General features: G+C 61.9%; 13 protein-coding genes, 1 pseudogene and 1 riboswitch. Of the genes and pseudogenes, 8 read left to right on the plus strand and 6 right to left on the minus strand.

What is annotated here, in order from left to right; all coding sequences use genetic code 11:
* Nucleotides 1-719 (plus strand): annotated as a pseudogene (locus tag C3418_RS06535) (ISL3-like element ISAeme19 family transposase); the annotation flags it as partial.
* An 87-nt stretch (nt 720-806) separates the two neighbouring features.
* Here C3418_RS06535 and C3418_RS06540 read toward each other — a convergent pair.
* From C3418_RS06540 to C3418_RS06560, 5 genes are all read right to left on the minus strand, one after another.
* Nucleotides 807-1,808 (minus strand): ABC transporter ATP-binding protein, encoded by a 1,002-nt coding sequence (locus tag C3418_RS06540; protein ID WP_103858197.1) that lies wholly within the window; start codon nt 1,806-1,808, stop codon nt 807-809.
* 91 nt (nt 1,809-1,899) lie between these two features.
* Nucleotides 1,900-2,937: an ABC transporter ATP-binding protein gene (locus tag C3418_RS06545; protein ID WP_103858198.1), complete on the minus strand. Its 1,038-nt coding sequence runs from the start codon at nt 2,935-2,937 to the stop codon at nt 1,900-1,902.
* A 25-nt stretch (nt 2,938-2,962) separates the two neighbouring features.
* Nucleotides 2,963-4,780, minus strand: a complete 1,818-nt coding sequence (locus tag C3418_RS06550) for an extracellular solute-binding protein (protein WP_103858178.1) — start codon at nt 4,778-4,780, stop codon at nt 2,963-2,965.
* A gap of 82 nt (nt 4,781-4,862) precedes the next feature.
* The gene (locus tag C3418_RS06555; protein WP_181023074.1) at nt 4,863-5,906 is read right to left on the minus strand and encodes an ABC transporter permease; all 1,044 of its coding nucleotides are present in this window, start codon (nt 5,904-5,906) and stop codon (nt 4,863-4,865) included.
* Nucleotides 5,907-5,908: 2 nt separating this feature from the next.
* Entirely contained in the window at nt 5,909-6,934 is a 1,026-nt protein-coding gene (locus C3418_RS06560; protein WP_103858179.1) for an ABC transporter permease subunit, read from the minus strand.
* A gap of 739 nt (nt 6,935-7,673) precedes the next feature.
* Between C3418_RS06560 and C3418_RS06565 the strand changes: the two genes are divergently transcribed.
* The 7 genes from C3418_RS06565 to C3418_RS06595 all read left to right on the plus strand — a co-directional run bounded on the left by C3418_RS06565 (nt 7,674) and on the right by C3418_RS06595 (nt 15,429).
* Nucleotides 7,674-10,280 carry a TonB-dependent siderophore receptor gene (locus tag C3418_RS06565; RefSeq protein WP_103858180.1) on the plus strand — a complete coding sequence of 869 codons (2,607 nt, stop codon included), beginning with the start codon at nt 7,674-7,676 and terminating at the stop codon, nt 10,278-10,280.
* A gap of 102 nt (nt 10,281-10,382) precedes the next feature.
* Complete coding sequence (locus tag C3418_RS06570; protein ID WP_010675473.1) at nt 10,383-11,147, plus strand: DUF3450 domain-containing protein; 765 nt, start codon at nt 10,383-10,385, stop codon at nt 11,145-11,147.
* Nucleotides 11,144-12,517 carry a MotA/TolQ/ExbB proton channel family protein gene (locus C3418_RS06575; RefSeq protein ID WP_103858181.1) on the plus strand — a complete coding sequence of 458 codons (1,374 nt, stop codon included), beginning with the start codon at nt 11,144-11,146 and terminating at the stop codon, nt 12,515-12,517. The genes C3418_RS06570 and C3418_RS06575 overlap by 4 nt, the downstream gene beginning before the upstream one ends.
* A 10-nt stretch (nt 12,518-12,527) precedes the next feature.
* Entirely contained in the window at nt 12,528-13,055 is a 528-nt protein-coding gene (locus tag C3418_RS06580) for a MotA/TolQ/ExbB proton channel family protein (protein ID WP_010675475.1), read from the plus strand.
* Between the two features lie 67 nt (nt 13,056-13,122).
* Complete coding sequence (locus tag C3418_RS06585; RefSeq protein ID WP_010675476.1) at nt 13,123-13,530, plus strand: biopolymer transporter ExbD; 408 nt, start codon at nt 13,123-13,125, stop codon at nt 13,528-13,530.
* 16 nt (nt 13,531-13,546) lie between these two features.
* A complete protein-coding gene (locus C3418_RS06590) occupies nt 13,547-14,182 on the plus strand; it encodes an energy transducer TonB (protein WP_010675477.1) in 636 nt (211 codons plus the stop codon).
* 11 nt (nt 14,183-14,193) lie between these two features.
* Nucleotides 14,194-15,429, plus strand: coding sequence for a lipopolysaccharide assembly protein LapB (locus C3418_RS06595; RefSeq protein ID WP_042014300.1), 1,236 nt, complete (start codon nt 14,194-14,196; stop codon nt 15,427-15,429).
* Between the two features lie 394 nt (nt 15,430-15,823).
* On the opposite strand, the gene C3418_RS06600 is transcribed toward C3418_RS06595, so the two are convergent.
* Nucleotides 15,824-18,829, minus strand: a complete 3,006-nt coding sequence (locus C3418_RS06600) for a glycosyl hydrolase family 18 protein (RefSeq protein WP_103858200.1) — start codon at nt 18,827-18,829, stop codon at nt 15,824-15,826.
* A 145-nt stretch (nt 18,830-18,974) separates the two neighbouring features.
* Nucleotides 18,975-19,058: riboswitch (cyclic di-GMP riboswitch) on the minus strand.
* Nucleotides 19,059-19,244: the final 186 nt, after the last annotated feature.

Below are 19,244 nucleotides of genomic sequence, written 5' to 3' on the forward strand. Positions count from 1 at the left end.
GACACCGCTATGCCACCGTGATCATGGATGCCGAGCGAACCCGCGTCCTGTGGGTGGGGCACGGCAACAGCCGGGCCGCTATCCGTCCCTTCTTCGAGCAGCTCGGCGAGCGATGCCAGCAGATTGAGGCGGTGGCGATGGACATGAACACGGCGTTCGACCTGGAGGTGAAGCAACACTGCCCGCAGGCGGAGGTGGTCTACGACCTGTTCCACGTGGTGGCTCGCTATGGCCGAGAGGTGGTGGACCGGGTGCGAGTGGAGCAGGCGAATGCACTGAAAAGCGATAAACCGGCGCGAAAAGTGGTCAAAAGTGCGCGTTGGTTGCTGCTACGTAATCGGGCGAAGCTGAGTGAAAAACAGGATGTGAAGTTGCAGGAGCTGTTGGCGGCGAATCAACCGCTGGCGATGGTGTACGTGCTGAAAGAGGCGTTGAAGGGCATCTGGTATGCGCCGAGCGTGTGGGAAGGATGGCGACGATGGCGGAGCTGGATGCGGCAGGTGAAGGAAAGCGGGCTAGCGCCGCTGCAACGATTTGGTCGAAATTTATCGAAATATATGCGGGGGATCCTAGCGAGTGCAAACTACCCGATGCACACGAGTGTGCTGGAAGGGGTGAACAACAAGATCAAAGTGATAAAGCGTATGGCATATGGATTTAGGGACTCAGAATACTTTTTTCTGAAAATCAAGGCGGCCTTCCCCGGAAAGCCGCGATGAACCTTTTTTTATCCCGTTTCCGCCTCTATTGCGCCTCCTCGGTGCCACCTTGCAGCGATGCCGGTCGCGACGCGGCGGGCGCCGGCATCATATCGCCTTTCCCAACGGCACCGCCTCCTGCACGGGCAAGGGGAAATGGCAGGCTACCTGATGCCCCTGCCCGCCGCACGCCTCAAGGGCGGGCGAGCGGGTGCGGCACAGATCCGTTGCATGGGGGCAGCGCTGGTGAAAATGGCAGCCACTCGGCGGCGAGATGGGGGACGGTACATCCCCCGTCAGCAGGATGCGCTGGCTGCGCCGCCGTGGATCCGGCACCGGAATGGCGGAGATGAGGGCCTGGGTATAGGGATGGCGTGGTGCCAGGTAGAGTGCCTGGGCCTCGGCCAGCTCGACGATCCGGCCCAGATACATCACCGCAATCCTGTCCGAGATGTGCTTGACCACCGACAGGTCATGGGCGATGAAGATGATGGCGAGGTTCATCTCCCGCTGCAGATTGAGCAGCAGGTTCACGATCTGGGACTGCACCGACACGTCGAGCGCCGACACCGCCTCGTCACACACCAGCAGCTTGGGCTTGAGGGCGATGGCGCGGGCGATGCCGATGCGCTGGCGCTGGCCGCCAGAGAACTCATGGGGATAGCGATCCACCGCGCTGCCGGGCAAGCCGACTTTCTCCAGCAGCTCCTGCACCCATGTCCGGCGCTGTTCGGCGTTGCCCTTGCCGTGGATGATGAAGGGCTCCTCCAGGATCTGCCCCACCGTGTGGCGGCTGTTGAGGGATTCTGCGGGATCCTGGAACACGATCTGCATCTCCTGACGCAGGGATCGCATCTCCTTGGGCGAGAGGTGGGTGATGTCATGCCCCTCGAAGGTGATGGAGCCGGCGCTCGGCTCGAACAGCTTGAGCAACGAACGCCCCAGGGTGGACTTGCCGCATCCCGACTCTCCCACCAGGCCAAGGGTCTCCCCCTGCTTGAGATCAAAGCTGATGCCATCCACCGCGTAGACGGTGTATTGCTTGCGCAAGAAACCGCCACCCATCTTGAAATGCTGCTTTAAATTGCTTACCGACAACAAGCTGGTCATGACTTCCATCCCCGACGATTCATGGCAGCAGACGACCTGGTCGCCTTCCCGCCGCCAGGCTGCCCTGCGACACCCCGTAACACCAGACCGTTCATAGGCTCACCTCCTTCCAGTGGTGGCAGGCCACCCCGTGGCGTTCGCTCAACTGCTCGGTCACCGGTATGGTCTCCACGCAAAGGGGCGTGGCATGGGGGCAGCGGTTGGAGAAACGGCACCCTGCCGGCATCTCGTGCAGGGCGGGCACCTGACCCTTGATGGTCTTGAGCAGGCTCTTTGGCACATCTTCCAGACGCGGGATCGAGGCCATCAGACCATGAGTATAGGGATGGCGCGGGTGGTCAAACAGTTCATAGATATCGGCCCGCTCCACCGCACGCCCGGCATACATCACCACCACCTCGTCGCACAGCTCCGCCACCACCCCGAGATCGTGGGTGATGAAGATGATGGCCATGCCGGTCTGGGCTTGCAGCTCCTTCATCAGATCCAGGATCTGGGCCTGGATGGTCACATCGAGCGCCGTGGTCGGCTCATCGCAGATGAGCAGGGCCGGTTCGCAGGCCAGCGCCATGGCGATCATCACCCGCTGACGCATGCCGCCGGAGAGATTGTGGGGATAAGCCGCGAAACGCTGGGCAGGCTCGGGGATCCCCACCTTCTTCAACATGGCGATGGCGGCGTCACGGCGTTGGGCCTTGCTGTAATCGGGGCGGTGGAGGCGAAACACCTCCATCAGCTGATCGCCGACCGTCTGCACCGGGTTGAGGGCCGTCATGGGCTCCTGAAAGATCATGGAGATACGGTTGCCACGCACCTTGTACATCTGCTCCGGCGGCAGATTGAGCAGCTCCTCCCCCTGAAAGCGGATGGAACCCCCTACCACCTGACCGTGAGGCCTTGGCAGCAACCCCATGATGGCCAGCGAGGTGACGCTCTTGCCGCAGCCGGACTCGCCGACTATCCCCAGGGTCTTGCCCGGGGCGACCTGGAAGCTGACCCCGTCGAGCACCTTGATCTTGCCGTCGTCGACGGCGAACTCCACCTCGAGATCCCGCACCTCGAGGATGGGGGACAGAGACTGTCCCTCATGATCTCTGGTGCCGGGGGCGATGGCCTGTGTGTTGGGCATGACTGCTGCTCCCTTCTGGGCCACATCAATGATGTGCATAGGTCTTGTCGATCAGGGTGATAGGGGCCAGCGCCTTGCCGTCAGCCTTGGCCTTCTGGGTCTCCTCCTTCACTTTGGGATCGATCCAGAGCAGGCCGCCACTGCTGTGGGGGTAGCCATCCATGGGCCAGTAGAGCAGATCCGGGGTGTTGCGGGTGGCGGGCACCTCCGGCAGCATCACATAGCGCCAGCTGCTGGCTCGAACGTAGTTGAGCTGAACCCCGGGCACGAAGATGGCGAGATCATAGATGCGCTGCTGGATCTGGTGGGAAAGCGCGGCCCGCTTGTCCATGTCGAACTCGACGTTGTAGGCGTCGATCAGGCTGTCGAGCGCTTTGTCAGCCACGTTGAACAGGTTGTTGGTCTGGGGCTTGTTGGCGTTGTCGGAGTGGAAGGACTCCCAGTATTGCGGATAGAGACCGCCGCCCCCCCAGCCAAGCCAGGCCGCCTCATGTTTCTTCTCCAGCATCACCTTGAAGCCGGTGGCGCCATCCACCAGATTGAGCTCCAGATCCAGGCCCGCCTTCTTGGCCTCTTCCTTGAGCACGGTCAGCCGCTTGGAGTGCTCCTGGCTGGTGTAGGTGAGGGCCAGGGTGAGCCGCTCTCCCTTGTCGTTTTGCAGGATGCCGTCCGGTCCCTGCTTGCCGTAGCCGCCCTTGGCGAAGTACTCCCGTGCCTTGGCGATGTCGTAGGCCCGCTCAGGGAGCGCGATGTCGGTGAAGGCCCCGAAGCCAGAGCCGAAGGTGGTAGCGCGGTCATAGTCGCCGTGCAGCACCGTCTCTATCATCTTGTCGATGTTGAAGGCGTGCTGGATGCCGAGCCGCACGTTGAGATCCGCCAGCTTGGGATTGGCCACGTTGAGGTGAACCCCCTGCCCCCCCTGCTTGGTGTCGGTCATGGCCATCACCTTCTGCACGTATCCCTGCTTGTACCCCGGGGTGACCGCTTTCTCATGCCACCAGTTGGGCAGGATCATCTCGAAGGTGTCCAGCTCCCCCTTGAGGAAGTGGCGGAACGCGATGTTGTGGTCGCGGATCACCTGCACCTTGATGGTGTCGAGGTTGAACCTGTGCTGGTTGTAGCGATCGTCTTTTGCCCACCACTCCTTCTGCTTGCTGAAGGTGACGGACTTGCCCTTCTTCACGTCGCTCATCACGTAGGGGCCCGTGGTGGGTACCACGGCCCAGTTGTACTGCTTCACCCAGTTCGGGCCCATCTTGTAGTAGTGCTTGGGCTGGGGCCACAGCTCGGTGGTGTTGAGGAGATCGAGCTTGGCCTTGCGGCTGCCCGCCTTGACCAGGATGGTGTGGTCGTCAATCTTCTCCACCGCCACCACCTCGGTGGTGTAGTAGTTGTTGAACCAGGGGCCCTTGATGTCCTTGGAGCGCATCATCTCGTAGCCGAAGGTGTAGTCATCGGCAGTGACCGGCTTGCCGTCGGACCACTTGGCGCGCGGGTCGAGCCTGAAATAGACGGTCTGGCTGTCCGGCGCGATGGCCCAGGCATTCGCCAGGGCCGGAATGGGGTTGCCCGTGTTGGGATGGAAGCTGATGAGCCTCATCTGGTTGTCGAGGATGAAGGAGCGGAACGAGCCGTTGGAATCCGGCCCCACGGTGCGAAACGTCAGCGGGAAGCTGTCGACGAAGAGATTGAGGTTGCCGCCGGGCAGCGCCTTGGGAGAGGCGAACACGGGGTCGGTGTCGTTGGTCTCCCACGTCAGATCCGCGGGCAGGCTGGCCGCCCACACCCAGGATCCGTTCAACAGCAGAAAGAGAGCACCTGTCCATTTGATTTTATTGTTCATGTTTGACTTCCTGGTCATGCCCCTGCACTGGGGGCGTCTTCATTAAGGGTCCTGTCGATGTGCCCTGGCAAGGCGCCAGCGCTCACTGATAACGGGTAAATTTGCGCGGATCGAACGCCTCCCGGATGGCCTCCCCGATAAAGGAGACCATGATGAGCACCAGGCTCACCGCCGCCACCACCGAACTCACGATCCAGATGGCGTCGAGGTTGTTGATCCCTTGGGAGAGCAGTTCCCCCCAGCTCGGGGTCGGCGGCGCCAGGCCAAAGCCCAGGTAGTCCAGCGCCGTCAGGGTGGAGATGTTGCCCACCACGGCAAACGGGGCCAGGGTGACGATCATCATCAGGGTATTGGGCAGAATGTGGTTGAAGATGATGCGCCGGGTGCTCGCCCCCTGGGCCCGCGCCGCCATCACGTAGTCCCGCGCCCTCTCCTTGTAGGTGAGGGTGCGCATGTACCAGGTGATCCCCATCCAGCCGAACAGCACGTTGATGCCGACGAACAGGCCGAAGTTCGGCTTGGCCAGGGAGACCAGGATCATGATGACGTAGAGGAAGGGCACCTGGGACCAGATCTCGATGAAACGCTGCATCAGGAGATCGAACCGACCGCCGAGGAACCCCATCATGCAGCCGATGCTGACCCCGATGACATAGCTCGCCACCAGCGCGATGAAGGCAAAGCCGTTGGCGATGCGAAAGCCGTAGACCAGCCGTGCCAATACGTCGCGACCGCTGGTGTCGGTGCCGAGGAAGTGGCGCTCCGCCAGGCTCGGGGCATAGGGCGGATAGGCCTCCTCCTTGAAGTCCTGCTCATAGGGGTTCCAGGGGACCAGGGGCAGCAACACCCAGTCCCCCTTCCCTTCCTTCGCAAATTGGCTCTTGAGCTGGCGGTAGTTGGTCTCGTACTCGTAGTCGAGTCCGAAGTGCTGGCCCGGGATCACGTCCCTATAGGTGGGGAAATAGAGCTCCCCCTGATAGCTCACCGCCAGGGCCCGGCTGTTGACCAGCAATTCCGCCAGCAGAGAGATGACCACCAGGACCGAAAAGATGACAAAGGAGTAGTAGCCGCGCTTTATCGACTTGAAGCGCTTGAGTTTTTTCAGCGTTACCGGATTCAGGTTCATGCTCACTCTCCAAACCGCACGCGAGGATCGACCAGGGCAACGCAGATGTCGGAGACAATGTTGCCCACCAGCATCAGCATGGAGGTGATGGCCAGAATGCCCATGACGGTGGGGTAATCCCGCTCGACGATGGCCTCGTAACCGAGCAGGCCGATGCCGTCGATGTTGAAGATGGTCTCGATGAGGAAGGAGCCCCCGAAGAAGACGGTGAGCACCGACCCTAAGTGACTCGCGATGGGGATCAGGCTGTTGCGCATGGCGTGATCGGTCACCGCCTTGCGAAACGGCAACCCCTTGGCCACGGCGGTGCGCACATAATCCGCCGACAGGTTCTCCATCAGGCTGTTCTTCATGGTCATGGTGAGGATGGCGAAATCCCCGATGGCGTAGGCGATGAGCGGCAGCAGCGCGTGGGCGAAGACGGTGCGGATCTGATCCCAGCTGCTCTCCATCCCGTCAAACTCGTCCCCCGGGAAGCCCCCCATGGGCAACCACTCCAGATGGAACGCAAAGACGGTGATGAGGAAGATCCCCACCACGTAGGCGGGCAGCGCATAGGCCATGTAGATGAGCATGGAGCTCAGGGAATCGAAGCGGCTGTTGTGCCTGAGCGCCTTGGCCACCCCGAGCGGGATGGAGACGGCATAACTCAGCAGAAAGGTGGCGAGCCCGAAGAAGGCGGTCACCGGCAACCTCTCCTTGATGAGATCCCACACCGGCTCGTAATAACGGGTCGACTCCCCGAGATCCAGCACCGCCAGCTTCTGCAACCAGTCCCAGTAGGCGACCAGCATGGGCTTGTCGAGGCCGTAGAACGCCTTGAGCTCTTCAATTTGTTCGTCGGAGAGTGCCTGCGCCCCCTTGCTGCCACTGGAGCGGCTTGACTCGTTTTGCGAGACCTGCGCCTGCAGCAACATGCGCTCGACCGGGCCGCCCGGCACGAAGCGGGTGATGGTGAAGACGAGCAGGGTGATACCGAGAAACGTCGGGATGATCAAAAGCATCCGACGTAGGAAATACGACAGCATGGTGGAACCTCGTCCTTGTTGTTCTTTTATGGCCAGTCACATCCGGTGACGGGCCTATCCTTACCTGGCATTACTCACTGAATTGACTGGCATTGACAGACAATCCAGCTCGGTCACTGTAAAAGCTCTGCAACAAAAATCAAGTAGAACCCTGTCTGCGACCAGGAATGTCCCCCCGCAGCATATCCCGCGGATGATTTTTTCCAAAAAACCCAACTTCAATATAAAAAACTGCTACGCCTACCCGTCCAACTCGATTTTAATTATTAAAAAATTAATTACACAGGTGTTTTAATCCATACCAAGCATAACAAAATCAACAAGTTAATGATAAGTTGGGTTATTTTCTCATTTACCTATAAAAGAAGAGGGATAGCCGCCCCCACCCTCCGTTCCCCGGAAAAGGCTCTCGCCACAAAAGCAGATGAAAATACTGCAAAAAACCGTTTTCTCGATATCGACACTGGAGTGACAAGCGACTTATCGATAAGTTCAAAAATAATCAATAAAATTGTAAAAATCGAACTTAACAACATCTTTACATAAGTTGACGCGGCATTTACGGAATAAAACGCCAAAAATATTCCATCGAGTGCACATTCCCATCTAATTCCCTCTACTGCCCCCATCCCCGCCGCTCCATTTGACGTCCATCACCAAACCTTGATAAGCCTTACGCACCGCTCCAACGAGGGCGGTAATGGAAGCAAACAATAAACAATCAGGAAGGATACTAGCGATGCTTAGGAAAAGCAGACTCTCTGCTGCCGTAGCGTTTGCCTTGGCGAGCGCGGCAGTTGTGGCCACCCCAGTCCTGGCCGAAGAGGGCCAGAACGTAGAAAAACTGCAAAAAATCAAGGTCACCGGCTCCCGGATCTCCCGGGTCGATGTGGAAGGCTCCACCCCGGTCGTCTCCGTGACCAAGGCGAAAATCGAGCAATCCGGTCAGCAGACCGTCGCCGATTACCTCAAGCAAGCCTCCTACAACTCCTTTGGCGGCGTCTCCCCTGCCTCCGGCAGCTCCTTCCAGTCCCAATCCACCGTCGGCCTGCGCGGCCTGGGTTCCGAGCGTACCCTGGTTCTGCTGAACGGCAAGCGGGTAGCGGGTTCCCCCACCATGGGCGGCACCTCCATCAACCTCAACACCATCCCCATGGCCGCCGTTGAGCGGGTCGAGGTCAACCTGGACGGTGGCTCCGCCATCTACGGTTCCGACGCCATCGGTGGCGTGATCAACGTGGTGCTCAAAGAGGGCTACGAAGGGCTGGACTTCCAGGGCCGCATCGGCTCCCCGAGCGAAGAGGGCGGCGACGAGAAGAGCGGCTCCATCGTGGCAGGGGTGGCCGGCGAGAAGGGCTCCCTGATGGCGGTCTACGAGCACGACAAGAAGGACGTCATCTACAGTCGCGATCGGGACTATCTTGCCAAGCAGGGCAACGACTCCCCCAGCGCCTACGGCCGCAACGTGGAGGGGATCACGGGTCTTGACGCCAACGGCGACCCCATCTGGAAATACGGCCCCCTGGCCGGCGCCACCAATGCCGACGGCTCATGCAAGGAGCCCTTCATCGGCTTCGAGGGCGGCTGTAACTTCAACTACGGCCAGGTCGCGGCCACCACGGCCTCCCGCAGCCGTGACACCCTGTACGTAAACGGTCGCTACCACATCAACGACAACGTGGACTTCGTGCCGCAGATCATCGGCTCCCGGGTCGAGAGTTTCGGCCGCTTCGCCCCGGCCGCCGGTGCCTTCACCATTGACCCGGCCAACCCGAAGAACGCCCAGTTCTTCGCCGACAACGGCCTGGATGCCGCCGCCACCCAGGGTCTGGGTGAGGCTGCCTACGCCTACTACCGCTTCAGCAACGTCGGTCCCCGTGACAACTATGTCACCGACACCACCGGCAGCATGAACCTCGGCTTCGAAGGCACCATCGCCACCGAAAGCGTCGGCGACATGCAGTGGAACGCCGGCTACATGTACTCCAAGACCGACAACAAGGAGAACGGCACCGGTTACGTGCTGAAGTCCGCCGCCCAGCAGGCGATCGCCGACGGCAAGTTCGTCGGTGGTGAGTTCGACCCCCAGAGCACGGCCTCCATGGCCGCCGACACCAGCCGCCGCGCCACCATGGACTTCTACCAGTGGTACGCCGGTGTCCAGTGGGACATGGGTGAACTGCCGGCCGGTCCGGTCAGCTGGTACGCCGGTGCCGAGTACAACGACTGGGTCTATGCCGACAAATACGACGCCCAGTCCGAAGCAGGCAACATCATCGGCTCCGCAGGCAACTCCTCCGGTGGCGTGCGTGACGTGACTGCCGCCTACATCGAGTCCCTGGTGCCCATCACCGAGCAGATCGAGCTGAACGTGGCCGGTCGCTTCGACAAGTACAGCGACTTCGGCAGCGCCTTCTCCCCCAAGGCGAGCCTGCGTTACCAGCCGCTGGACAACCTGATGCTGCGCACCTCCTGGTCCCGTTCGTTCCGCGCCCCCAGCCTGAGCGATCTCTACTCGGCTGATTCCGAGTCCGCCGACTGGGCGAAGGATTACGTCTACTGCGAGGCCAACGGCATCTCCGCGACAGACTGCCCGAACCGCCAGTACACCACCACCCGTACCTCCAACGAGGATCTGAAGGAAGAGACCGCGGACACCTGGAACTTCGGGGTGGCCTACAGCCCGGTGGATGACCTGAACCTCTCCCTGGACTACTACACCATCAAGATCGAGGACGTGATCCAGCTGAACTCCCTGCAGTCTCTCATCTATGACGAACTGAACAGCGGCAGCTCCAGCAGCATCACCCGCAACAGCCAGGGCAAGATCGGTAGCGCCATCGCTCCCATGGTCAACCTGGGGACCCTCGAGACCTCCGGCCTCGACCTGAAGGTGGATTACACCTACGACCTGAACTACGCCACCGTGCGTTATGACCTGGGCGGTACCTACATCCTGAAATACAAGGAAGGTCTGTACGCCGGTGGTCCCGTCATCGACAAGATCGGCCAGAACGGTCTGCCCCAGATGCGCTTCAGCTCCGGTGTGGGTATCAACGTTCCCCAATGGTGGAACATGGATACCTACCTGAGCGCGAACTACATCGACTCCCAGAGCCAGGACTACATCGCCGATACCGGTGAGGAAGTGGGCCACATCGCGTCCCAGACCACCTGGAACCTGAACGTCGGTGTGGAAGCGCCCTGGAACGGCAAGATCCAGGTCGGCGTGAAGAACATGTTCAACGTGGGCCCGTCCCTCGAGAGCGATGGCTTCACCTATGACGACGAGCTCTACAGCATCGACGGTCGCATCTACTACCTCGACTACAGCCAGAAATTCTAATCCACCAGCAAACCACAAGCCGGCCCGTTCGGGCCGGCTTTGCCCAAGGTCCCAAGGAAGTTACGGAGATAGGGTAATCCTATGAAGACAAGGACAATTACAATGAAGAAAGCGCTCCTCGGCAGCCTGATTTCGGCTGCCTTGCTGACCAGCTTCAATCTGAGTGCCGCCACCGCCGGTCAGGCCGTGGACGCTCAAGCCGCCACCGACAATGCATCCAAAGTTTCCCAGCAGAAGATCGACAGCTACGCCGAGTCTGCCGAGTCTGCCCTGGCCCAGTACAAGGCCGCCCTGCGCCAGGTGGACAGCCTGCGCGCCTACAACGAGCAAGTGGGCAAGATGGTCGACTCCCAGAGCGCCGAACTCGCCTCCATGCAAAAGCAGATCGCCCAGATCGACCAGACCAGCACCGAAGTGGTGCCCTTGATGCTCAAGATGATCGACTCCCTCGAGCAGTTCGTCTCCCTGGACCTGCCGTTCCAGAAGGTGGAGCGTGAGGACCGCGTGGCGGCCCTGACCGATCTCATGAACCGGGCCGACGTCACCATCTCCGAGAAGTACCGCAAGATCCTCGAGGCCTACCAGATCGAGGAGGGCTTCAGCCGCACCATCGAAGCCTACAAGGCGAGCCTGGACAAGGATGGGGACGAGAAGACCTACGAGTTCCTGCGCGTAGGCCGCATCGCCCTGCTCTACCAGTCCCCGGATGGCAACGAGACTGGCATGTGGAACAAGAAGACCCGCCAGTGGGAAGTACTGCCCCAGGAGTATCGCAGTGCGGTTGAACAAGGCCTTCGCATCGCGAAGAAGCAGGCGCCCCCCGCCCTCATCAAGCTGCCGGTTCAAACTGCGGAGAAAGCATCATGAAAGGAATCAAACTTGCCATCGCCTCGCTGATCGCGGGCGCTACCCTGGTCACCCTGCCGGTGACCGCCGCCGAGAAGCCGGTGGATCTCAACGCCCTGCTCAATCAGGTCAAGGCCGCCAGCACCAGCGAATCCCAGCTCAACAAGGAGCGGGAAGCCCGCTTCCTGGCTGACAAGAACGAACAGGGGGCCCTGCTCGCCAAGGCCAAGGCGGATCTCGCCGCCGAAGTCGCCAGGGGCGAAAAGCTCAAGGCCACCTTCGATGCCAACGACAAGCAGCTCACCGAGCTGACCGAAACCCTGCGCCAGCGCTCCGGCAACATGGGCGAGATGTTTGGCGTGCTGCGCCAGTTCGCCGGTGAATTCAAGGGGATCTTCAATGCCTCCGCCCGCCGGGTCGAACATCCCGAGCAGACCGCCCTGCTGACTCGCCTGGCCGAGAGCAAGGAGCTGCCCTCCAGCGATGACCTGACCGCCTTCTGGACCACCACCCTCAGCCGCATGGTCGACGGTGGCAAGGTGAGCCAGATCCCGGCCACCGTGGTCTACGGCGAGGGCAACCAGGCCGAGAAGACCGTCACCCAGATCGGTGAGTTCAACACCGTCTCCGAAGGCAAGTACCTCACCTTCGTGCCGGAGACCGGCAAGTTCGAGCAACTCTCCCGCCAGCCCGAGAACGCGGTGCTGGAACCGGTCGCCAAGTTTGAACAGGGTGGCGGCAGCGTCGAACCCATCTTCATCGACCCGTCCCGTGGCGTGATCCTCTCCCTGCTGGTGCAATCGCCGACCCTCAAGGAGCGCATCGATCAGGGTGGCTCCGTGGGCTACGTGATCCTGGCGCTGGGTGTCATCGGTACCCTGCTGGCCCTGTTCTGCGGCGCTCGTCTCTCCCTCATCGGCGGTGCCATGCGCAAGCAGCTGAAATCCGAGCAGATCATCAAGGGCAACCCCATCGGCGAGATGCTGGGTGCCTACCAGGATCACCGGGGTGACAACATCGAGGATCTGGAATCCAAGCTCGACGAGATCATCCTGCGCAACGTGCCCAAGCTGGAGAAGGGCATCAGCCTCATCAAGCTGATCGCCTCCGTCGCCCCGCTGCTGGGCCTGCTGGGTACCGTGGTCGGGATGATTGCCACCTTCCAGGCCATCACCCTGTTCGGTACCGGCGATCCCAAGCTGATGGCGGGCGGTATCTCCGAGGCCCTGGTGACCACCATGCAGGGTCTGGTCGTGGCCGTGCCCATGCTGTTCCTCTACACCATCGTGCAGACCCAGAGCCGCCGTCTGATCCAGGTACTGGAAGAGCAGAGCGCCGGTTTCGTTGCCCGTTATCAGGAACGTCTGCACGCCGCCAAAGCCGCAGCCTAAGGAGTCACCCATGTGGTTCTGGTTGATTGAAGAAGTCGAGTCGGTCCGCCGGTTTCTGGGATTGGGGGGCGACGTGCTGGTCGCCCTGTTCTTCCTGACCCTGATGATGTGGGCCCTGCTGCTGGAGCGCTGGTTCTACTTCATGGCGGTCTATCCCCAGCAGGTGAAGCAGACCAAGACGGCCTGGCTGGCCCGCACCGATCACCTCTCCTGGTCTGCCAGGCAGATCCGCCGCGAGCTGGTCTCCCGGGTCGCCATGGCGGTGGACAAGGGGATGCCGGTCATCAAGGTGCTGATCGCCCTCTGCCCGCTGATGGGGCTGCTTGGGACCGTGGTCGGCATGGTGCAGGTGTTCGATACCCTGGCCATTACCGGCACCGGCTCCCCCAGGGCGATGGCCTCGGGGATCTCCAAGGCGACGGTACCGACCATGGCGGGCATGATTGCCGCCCTTTCCGGCCTGTTTTTTGTCAGCCGGCTCGATCACAAGGCCAAGTTGGCGGTGCAGAAGCTGGAAGACAACCTGAAACACGGCTGATGCAGGATGCACATCCCCGGCCGGGCCATGCCCGCCGGGGCACAGAACAAGCAAGGAGTTTTTTGCCATGAGAAAACGTCACAGCGACAGCGGTGCTGACGAGGCGGCCATCGATTTGACCCCCATGCTGGACATCGTGTTCATCATGCTGATCTTCTTCATCGTCACCACCTCGTTCGTCAAGGAGTCCGGCGTGGAGATCAACCGCCCGAGCGCCAGCACGGCCGAGACGGTGAAGAAGGGGAACATCATGGTCGCGGTCCGCGAGAACGGCCAGGTCTGGGTCGACAAGCGCATCGTCGAAGTGGGTGCCGTGCGTGCCAACATCGAGCGGCTGCGGGCGGAGAACCCGGAAAGCGCCGTGGTGATCCAGGCCGACAGCGAATCCCGTTCCGGTCTGGTGGTGCAGGTCATGGACCAGATCCGCATGGCCGGTGTCCAGAACATCTCCATCGCCGCCGACAAGAGCAGCTGATGCCGGAGCGAATGCCATGAGATACCTGATATCGTTAGCGGTCTCCTGCGTGGTGGTGTTCTTCCTGTTCCTGGGAATGAACAAGCTCATCACGCCGGATCACCGGGAGCTGACGGAGCGGGAGGACGTCACCATGACCGACTTCATCCGCCTCAAGCCTCAGGAGACCTTGCAAGAGAAACAACGGGAACTGCCCAAACCGCCGCCCCCGAAACGCCCGCCGCCCCCGCCCGAGATGGAGGTGGCGAGCACGGACAGGCCGAAGATGGACAGCTCCCCCATGGACATGCCCAAACTCGACATCCCGGTCAACATCGGTGGCGGCAACGCCCTGGGTGCCTACAGCACCGGCGGCGGTGGCGGCGGCATGGGTGGCAACAACGGCGCCATCCCGATGGCGACCTTCGAGCCCATGATGCCCCGCAAGGCGGCCCTGGCCGGTCTTGCGTCCGGCAAGGTGCTGGTGGAGTTCACCGTCACCGAGCGCGGTACCGTGAGCAACATCCGCATCGTCAAGGAAGAGCCCCGCAGCTATGACCTCGGCAAGGCGGCGCGCCAGACCATCGCCAAGTGGACCTTCAAGCCGGCCATGGTGGACGGCAAGCCGCAGGCCAGTCGCATGCAGCAAGAGATCGAGTTTGCGACCAACTAAGGAGGGTGGCGATGAAAAAGTTACATACCCTGATCCTCGCCCCGGTGGCCATGGCGGTGCTGCTCAGCACCGCCACCTGGGCCGCCGAACAACCCGCCCTGTCTGACCGCGCCTACCGCGCGGTCAACAAGGCCCAGGCGTTGATCACCGAGAAGAAATACGGCGAGGCCAATGCCAAGCTGCAGGAGGCGCTGTCCGGCGCTGGCGAGCGGGTCTACGACAAGGGGGTCATTTTGCAGACCCTGGGCTTCGTGGCGGCGCAGCAGGAGAAGTACGGTCAGGCGACCAAGTACTTCGCCGACGCCATCGCCACCGGCGGCCTGCCGCCCCCGGTGGCCCAGCAGGTGCGCTACAACCTGGCCCAGCTCTACATGGCGGAGGGGAACTTCAAGGGTTCCATCAACACCATGAAGGAGTGGTTCGCAAACCTCGGCAAGGACGAGAAGCCGACCCCGCACGCCTACATCACCCTGGCCAACGCCCATGTGCAGCTCAAGCAGTACAGGGAAGCCATTCCGGCAGTGGACAACGCGATCAAGCTCTCCGCGGGCAAGGCGCCGGAGTCCTGGTACCTGCTGAAGATGGCGGCCCACTACGAGCTGAAACAGTACAAGCCGGCTACCGAGGTGCTGACCGCCCTGGTGGACCGCTACCCGGAGAAGAAGAAGTACTGGACCCAGCTCTCGGCCATGCACATGCAGGCGGGCAACGATGCCAAGGCCCTGGCGGCACTGGAAGGGGCCTACAACCTCGGCATGCTGACCGAAGCCAACGAGTTGCAGCGGCTTGCCAACTACCTCGCCTTCGCCGGCATTCCCCACCGCGCCGCCCGCGTGATGGAGAAGGCCATGAAGGAGGGGCAGATCGAGAGCACCGCAGCCAACTACAAGACGCTGGCCAACTACTGGCATCAGGCCAAGGAGCTGGACCCGGCCATCGACACCCTGGCCAAGTCCTACAAGCTGGCCCCCAATGCCGAGCTGCAGCTCAAGATGGCGCGCATGATGATCCAGAGCAAACGCTACCAGGATCTGGTGGCCTTCGCCGCCAAGCCTGCCGCCAACGCCAGCGGCGAGCAGCGGGCGGATCTGAAGTTCCTGACCGGGGTCGCCTATTTTGAGCAGCAAAAGCCCAAGGAGGCGCTCTCCGCCTTCACTCAGGCCGCCCAGAACGGCAACGTCAGTGGTCGTGCTTCCCCCTGGATCAGCTTCTTGAAAGAGCAGCAGGGCGGCGCCGTCACCCAATAAAGCTGCGCGGCCCGGCTGGCGGGGCGGGGATCTCCCCGACTCGGCATCCGGGCCGCGACACATCGACAAGGGGGTCACCCCGCAGATTGCCTTGGTGGCAATTGGCCGCTCTTCGGAGCGGTCTTTTTTATGGCACCGCCCCTGCCCTTTCCCCCCCTTCTCCTGATACAAGGCACAAAAAAATCCGGAGCCTGGGCTCCGGATTGGGTCGTTGCGTTGGGAGGGGGCAACCCCTTCAACAGGTCATCAGTCACTGCATACCAGCGTCCAGCTACCATCGCCCGCTCTGAGTTCGCTGCTGGCACAGCAGCCGTGACAACTCAGTAGTTGCACACTAGCTTCCAGCTGCCGTCGCCCGCTCTGAGTTCGCTGCTGGCACAGCAGCCGGGACAACTCAGTAGTTGCATACCAGCTTCCAGCTGCCATCGCCCGCCTTGGGCTCGCTGCTGGTCCACCAGTTGGCCTGCCACACCGCCTTGCCGTTGGTCATGCGGTCGTTGCCATTGGCGTGATCCCCGCGCGGCCAGGTCGGATAGGCATTGTAGTCCGCCGGGTTGACGTTCTGGCTGGCACAGGTGGTGCCACCGCTGCCGCCGTCACCACCACCACTGCTGCCCAGCACCACCTCGGCCAGGGCCGGGAAGTCGGACTTCAGACCTATGGTCTGGCTTCCGGCAATCAGGCGCATGCCACTCGGCACGCCGGCGGCCGGCAGGTAGTAGGTCATGGCCACTTCCACGTCGGTGCCCGGCGTCCAGGCTTTCCAGGCCGGCAGCGTCAGAGCCACCTTGTGGAAGTCCTTCTCATTGGCGATGCCGTCCGAGTTCTGGTTGCCACCGCTCTCCACCACTTTCAGCCCCATGCCGCTCTGGTCGGTGATGGTGTCTGAGGTGGAGGTGGGGACCAGGAACTCGATGCGGGTGCCGCCCGGAATGGTCTGGGTCGATTTGTTGGTGAGCTTGAGGGTCGGGTTGATCGGGTAGTTGGAGTCCCCTTCCTTGAAGCCGGAGAGGCTCACGCCGATGTCGAGCTGGGCGGCCGGAGCCGGCAGATCGTTCTGCTTCAGGGCCGCCTTGTCGGCCTTGCTGAACTTCTCGTAGGCGAGGCTGGTGAGGGTGCTGCCCATCACGTACTCGTTCTTCGCGGCGTCAAAGTCATAGTCCCCCGCCATCTCCCAGAACATGACGCCCCCCAGGCCCCGCTTGACGATGTAGTCGAGCTTGTGACCCATGGACTCTTCATCTTCGGTGGAGAGGAACACCTTCTTCTGCTCGTTCCAGAGCCAGGGCGCATGGGCCTTGTCGTCGTAGTAACGCACATACTGGCCTTGCACCACGTGGGCCGGGTTGTTGGGATCCAGACCCCAGGCCTGGCCGTAGCTCGGCAAGGTGGTGATGCCGAGGCTGGCGGCGTGCTCCAGGTTCTTGGCATGCCACATGGGCACGGCGCCACCGCCAATCTCCTTGCCGTTCTTGTCAAGGTCATGCCAGATGTTGTCGATGCCCACCGCCCCGTTGCCGCACGGAATGGTGCTGCCACCGGTGCCCGGCTGGCAATCGCTCTGGCTCGGCAGCGCCGCCTTGCCACCCAGACCGTGGGTGCCACCGGTGACCCCCTGCCAGCCACGGGTGTAATAGGGCACCCCTATGTTGATCTTGCCCGCCGCCAGGGCACCACGGAAGTAGTGGGCCGCCCAGGCGGAGTTGAGATAGCCGATGCCGCCAAACTGGGCCTGGGTGTAGACACCCCACTGGGACAACTCGGGATCCGCCTTGTTGTCGAACAGGGCGGCGTTGTGACCGACGAAGTGGTTCCAGGCACCGTGGAAGTCATAGGTCATCAGGTTGATGTAGTCGAGGTACTGGATGACCTGGAAGTTCTCCATGCCGCGCAGCAGGTAGGCCGAGGCCGGCGAGGCGATGGTCAGCATGTACTTGCGACCGTCCTCGGTGCCGGCGCTGTCGAGCTTGTTGCGCAGGGTCTTCATCAGCACTTCATAGTTCGCAAAGAGCTTGCCGCGACACTGGTTGGAGAGCGGGAAATCGTTGGGGTTGCCCGCATCCTTCATGGAGGTGGGGTACTCGTAGTCGATATCCACCCCATCGAAGCCGTACTGGCGGATGAAGCCCACGGCCGAGTCGGCAAAGGCGTTGATGCTGGCGGTGTTGACCGAGCAGTCGCCCTTGGTGGTGGCGGCGTAGAAGCCGCGGGTATCGGCCCAGCCCCCGACGGAGATGAGGGTCTTCACGTCCGGGTACTGCTTCTTGTACTTGGACAGCAGGTTGAAGTGACCCTGATAGGCGAACTCCGGATCCATCTCGGCGCCCGGCACCCCGTTCCAGGTCAGCTTGGTGGCGGCGTCATCCACCTTGATGGTGTGACTCTGCTCGTCCACCGCCGCGAAGGCGTAGTTGATGTGGGTGATCTTGTCCCAGGGAATGTCGCTCACCAGGTAGGCGGGCAGGCCGTTCTTGCCGGTGCGCCAGGAGGTGAAATACCCGATGACGCGGCGGCCGTGGTCATCCCCCATGCACTCGCTGCCGTCGGCGCGGTAGATCTGGCGCACGTCGCAGGAGAGGTTGCCGCCGGTGGGGGGCAGGGCCGCCTCTTCCACCTGCACGTCCACCTGGGCCGACTCGCCAGAGAGGTTGGTCTTGTCGGTCGCCACCAGCTTGAGGCCGGTCAGCCCCTTGTTCTGGGGCGTCCAGCTCAGCTGCCAGGGGGCGCTGGTGTCCTCGCCCACCTTCTGGCCATTCACGAAGAGCTCGACCTTGGCGACGTCGTCGTTGGCGTCGGTGACATTGCCGCTCACTGTGAGGGCGCGGCCCAGGGTCACCCTGGCGCCGGCGGCCGGGCTTGCGATGCTCACCCTGGGCGCCTCTGGCGCCACCACGGCGGCGACCTTGAAGCTCGAATCCGCCTCGCTCAGCACCTTGCCGTCTTTATCCAGCGCCCGGGCCTTGAGGGCGTGATTGCCCGCACCGGCGGCAGACCAGCTGGCACTCCAGGGAGAAGCCGTGGCGGTGGCGACCAGAGCGCCGTCGATGAGGTATTCCACCCGGGCGAGCGCCGTGACCGGGCCGCTCAGCGTCACCGCCAGGGCCACACTGGTCCCCTCGCTGACGCTGGCACCCACGGCGGGGGAGCCGATGGCGACGACCAGGGCCGGCGGCGGCACCTCGCCACCATACAGCTTCCAGGCATCGGCCCAGACCACCCCCACCCCGGGGGCGTAGTGATAGGGGGACGCGCCGCACCAGCCGGAGTAAGGGAATTCCTTGCATTCATAGAGGGCGCCTGCGTTGCTGACGATGTCGCCAGCCTTGTAGGCGGTGCCGGCCTGATAGGCGGGGTAAGCGGCCTGCGCCCAGGCAGGGACGGCCGCAAGGGCGACCAGCATGGCAAGCCTGCTGGGCCTCAAGATCTGTTGCATATTGTTATCTTCCTTGTTTTGTCTTGGCTTCAATGCCGGGAAAAGCGCAATCGCAACAGGGAACAAGGGAGCGACAACAGGCCATGGACGGACCACAAACCCTCAAGTCACCCTGGGTAACCCCGCTGTCTGGCCCGGATGGGACAGATCGGAGGCTTTGCGTCCCGGCATCACTGCCGGTTTGCCCTTTGCCTGGGTTCCGTGAGGAACGGCTCGAGTATAGGAAGCAAGTGACCACTGCTCAATCTTTATTCTCGAAGGAAAATATGTGAATGCTGGCGGCCTCACACTTTTCGCTCCCACCTGATGACAAATAGATCATCAATATCAAACTGTTAGCCACGTCAAAAAATGGCAGATGGGCTCCTTTGTCTCCTCATAA

This window comes from Aeromonas sp. ASNIH8, assembly GCF_002919855.1.
In the GTDB taxonomy this organism is placed as follows: Bacteria; Pseudomonadota; Gammaproteobacteria; order Enterobacterales; family Aeromonadaceae; genus Aeromonas; species Aeromonas caviae.

What these genes read in the sequence shown, in the direction of transcription:
- C3418_RS06590 (WP_010675477.1), top strand. Translation starts at nt 13,547, where the DNA reads ATGAGATACCTGATATCGTTAGCGGTCTCCTGCGTGGTGGTGTTCTTC.
- C3418_RS06540 (WP_103858197.1), bottom strand. Translation starts at nt 1,808, where the DNA reads ATGACCAGCTTGTTGTCGGTAAGCAATTTAAAGCAGCATTTCAAGATG.
- C3418_RS06580 (WP_010675475.1), top strand. Translation starts at nt 12,528, where the DNA reads ATGTGGTTCTGGTTGATTGAAGAAGTCGAGTCGGTCCGCCGGTTTCTG.
- C3418_RS06585 (WP_010675476.1), top strand. Translation starts at nt 13,123, where the DNA reads ATGAGAAAACGTCACAGCGACAGCGGTGCTGACGAGGCGGCCATCGAT.
- C3418_RS06555 (WP_181023074.1), bottom strand. Translation starts at nt 5,906, where the DNA reads ATGAACCTGAATCCGGTAACGCTGAAAAAACTCAAGCGCTTCAAGTCG.
- C3418_RS06570 (WP_010675473.1), top strand. Translation starts at nt 10,383, where the DNA reads ATGAAGAAAGCGCTCCTCGGCAGCCTGATTTCGGCTGCCTTGCTGACC.
- C3418_RS06550 (WP_103858178.1), bottom strand. Translation starts at nt 4,780, where the DNA reads ATGAACAATAAAATCAAATGGACAGGTGCTCTCTTTCTGCTGTTGAAC.
- C3418_RS06575 (WP_103858181.1), top strand. Translation starts at nt 11,144, where the DNA reads ATGAAAGGAATCAAACTTGCCATCGCCTCGCTGATCGCGGGCGCTACC.
- C3418_RS06595 (WP_042014300.1), top strand. Translation starts at nt 14,194, where the DNA reads ATGAAAAAGTTACATACCCTGATCCTCGCCCCGGTGGCCATGGCGGTG.
- C3418_RS06565 (WP_103858180.1), top strand. Translation starts at nt 7,674, where the DNA reads ATGCTTAGGAAAAGCAGACTCTCTGCTGCCGTAGCGTTTGCCTTGGCG.
- C3418_RS06545 (WP_103858198.1), bottom strand. Translation starts at nt 2,937, where the DNA reads ATGCCCAACACACAGGCCATCGCCCCCGGCACCAGAGATCATGAGGGA.
- C3418_RS06600 (WP_103858200.1), bottom strand. Translation starts at nt 18,829, where the DNA reads ATGCTGGTCGCCCTTGCGGCCGTCCCTGCCTGGGCGCAGGCCGCTTAC.
- C3418_RS06560 (WP_103858179.1), bottom strand. Translation starts at nt 6,934, where the DNA reads ATGCTGTCGTATTTCCTACGTCGGATGCTTTTGATCATCCCGACGTTT.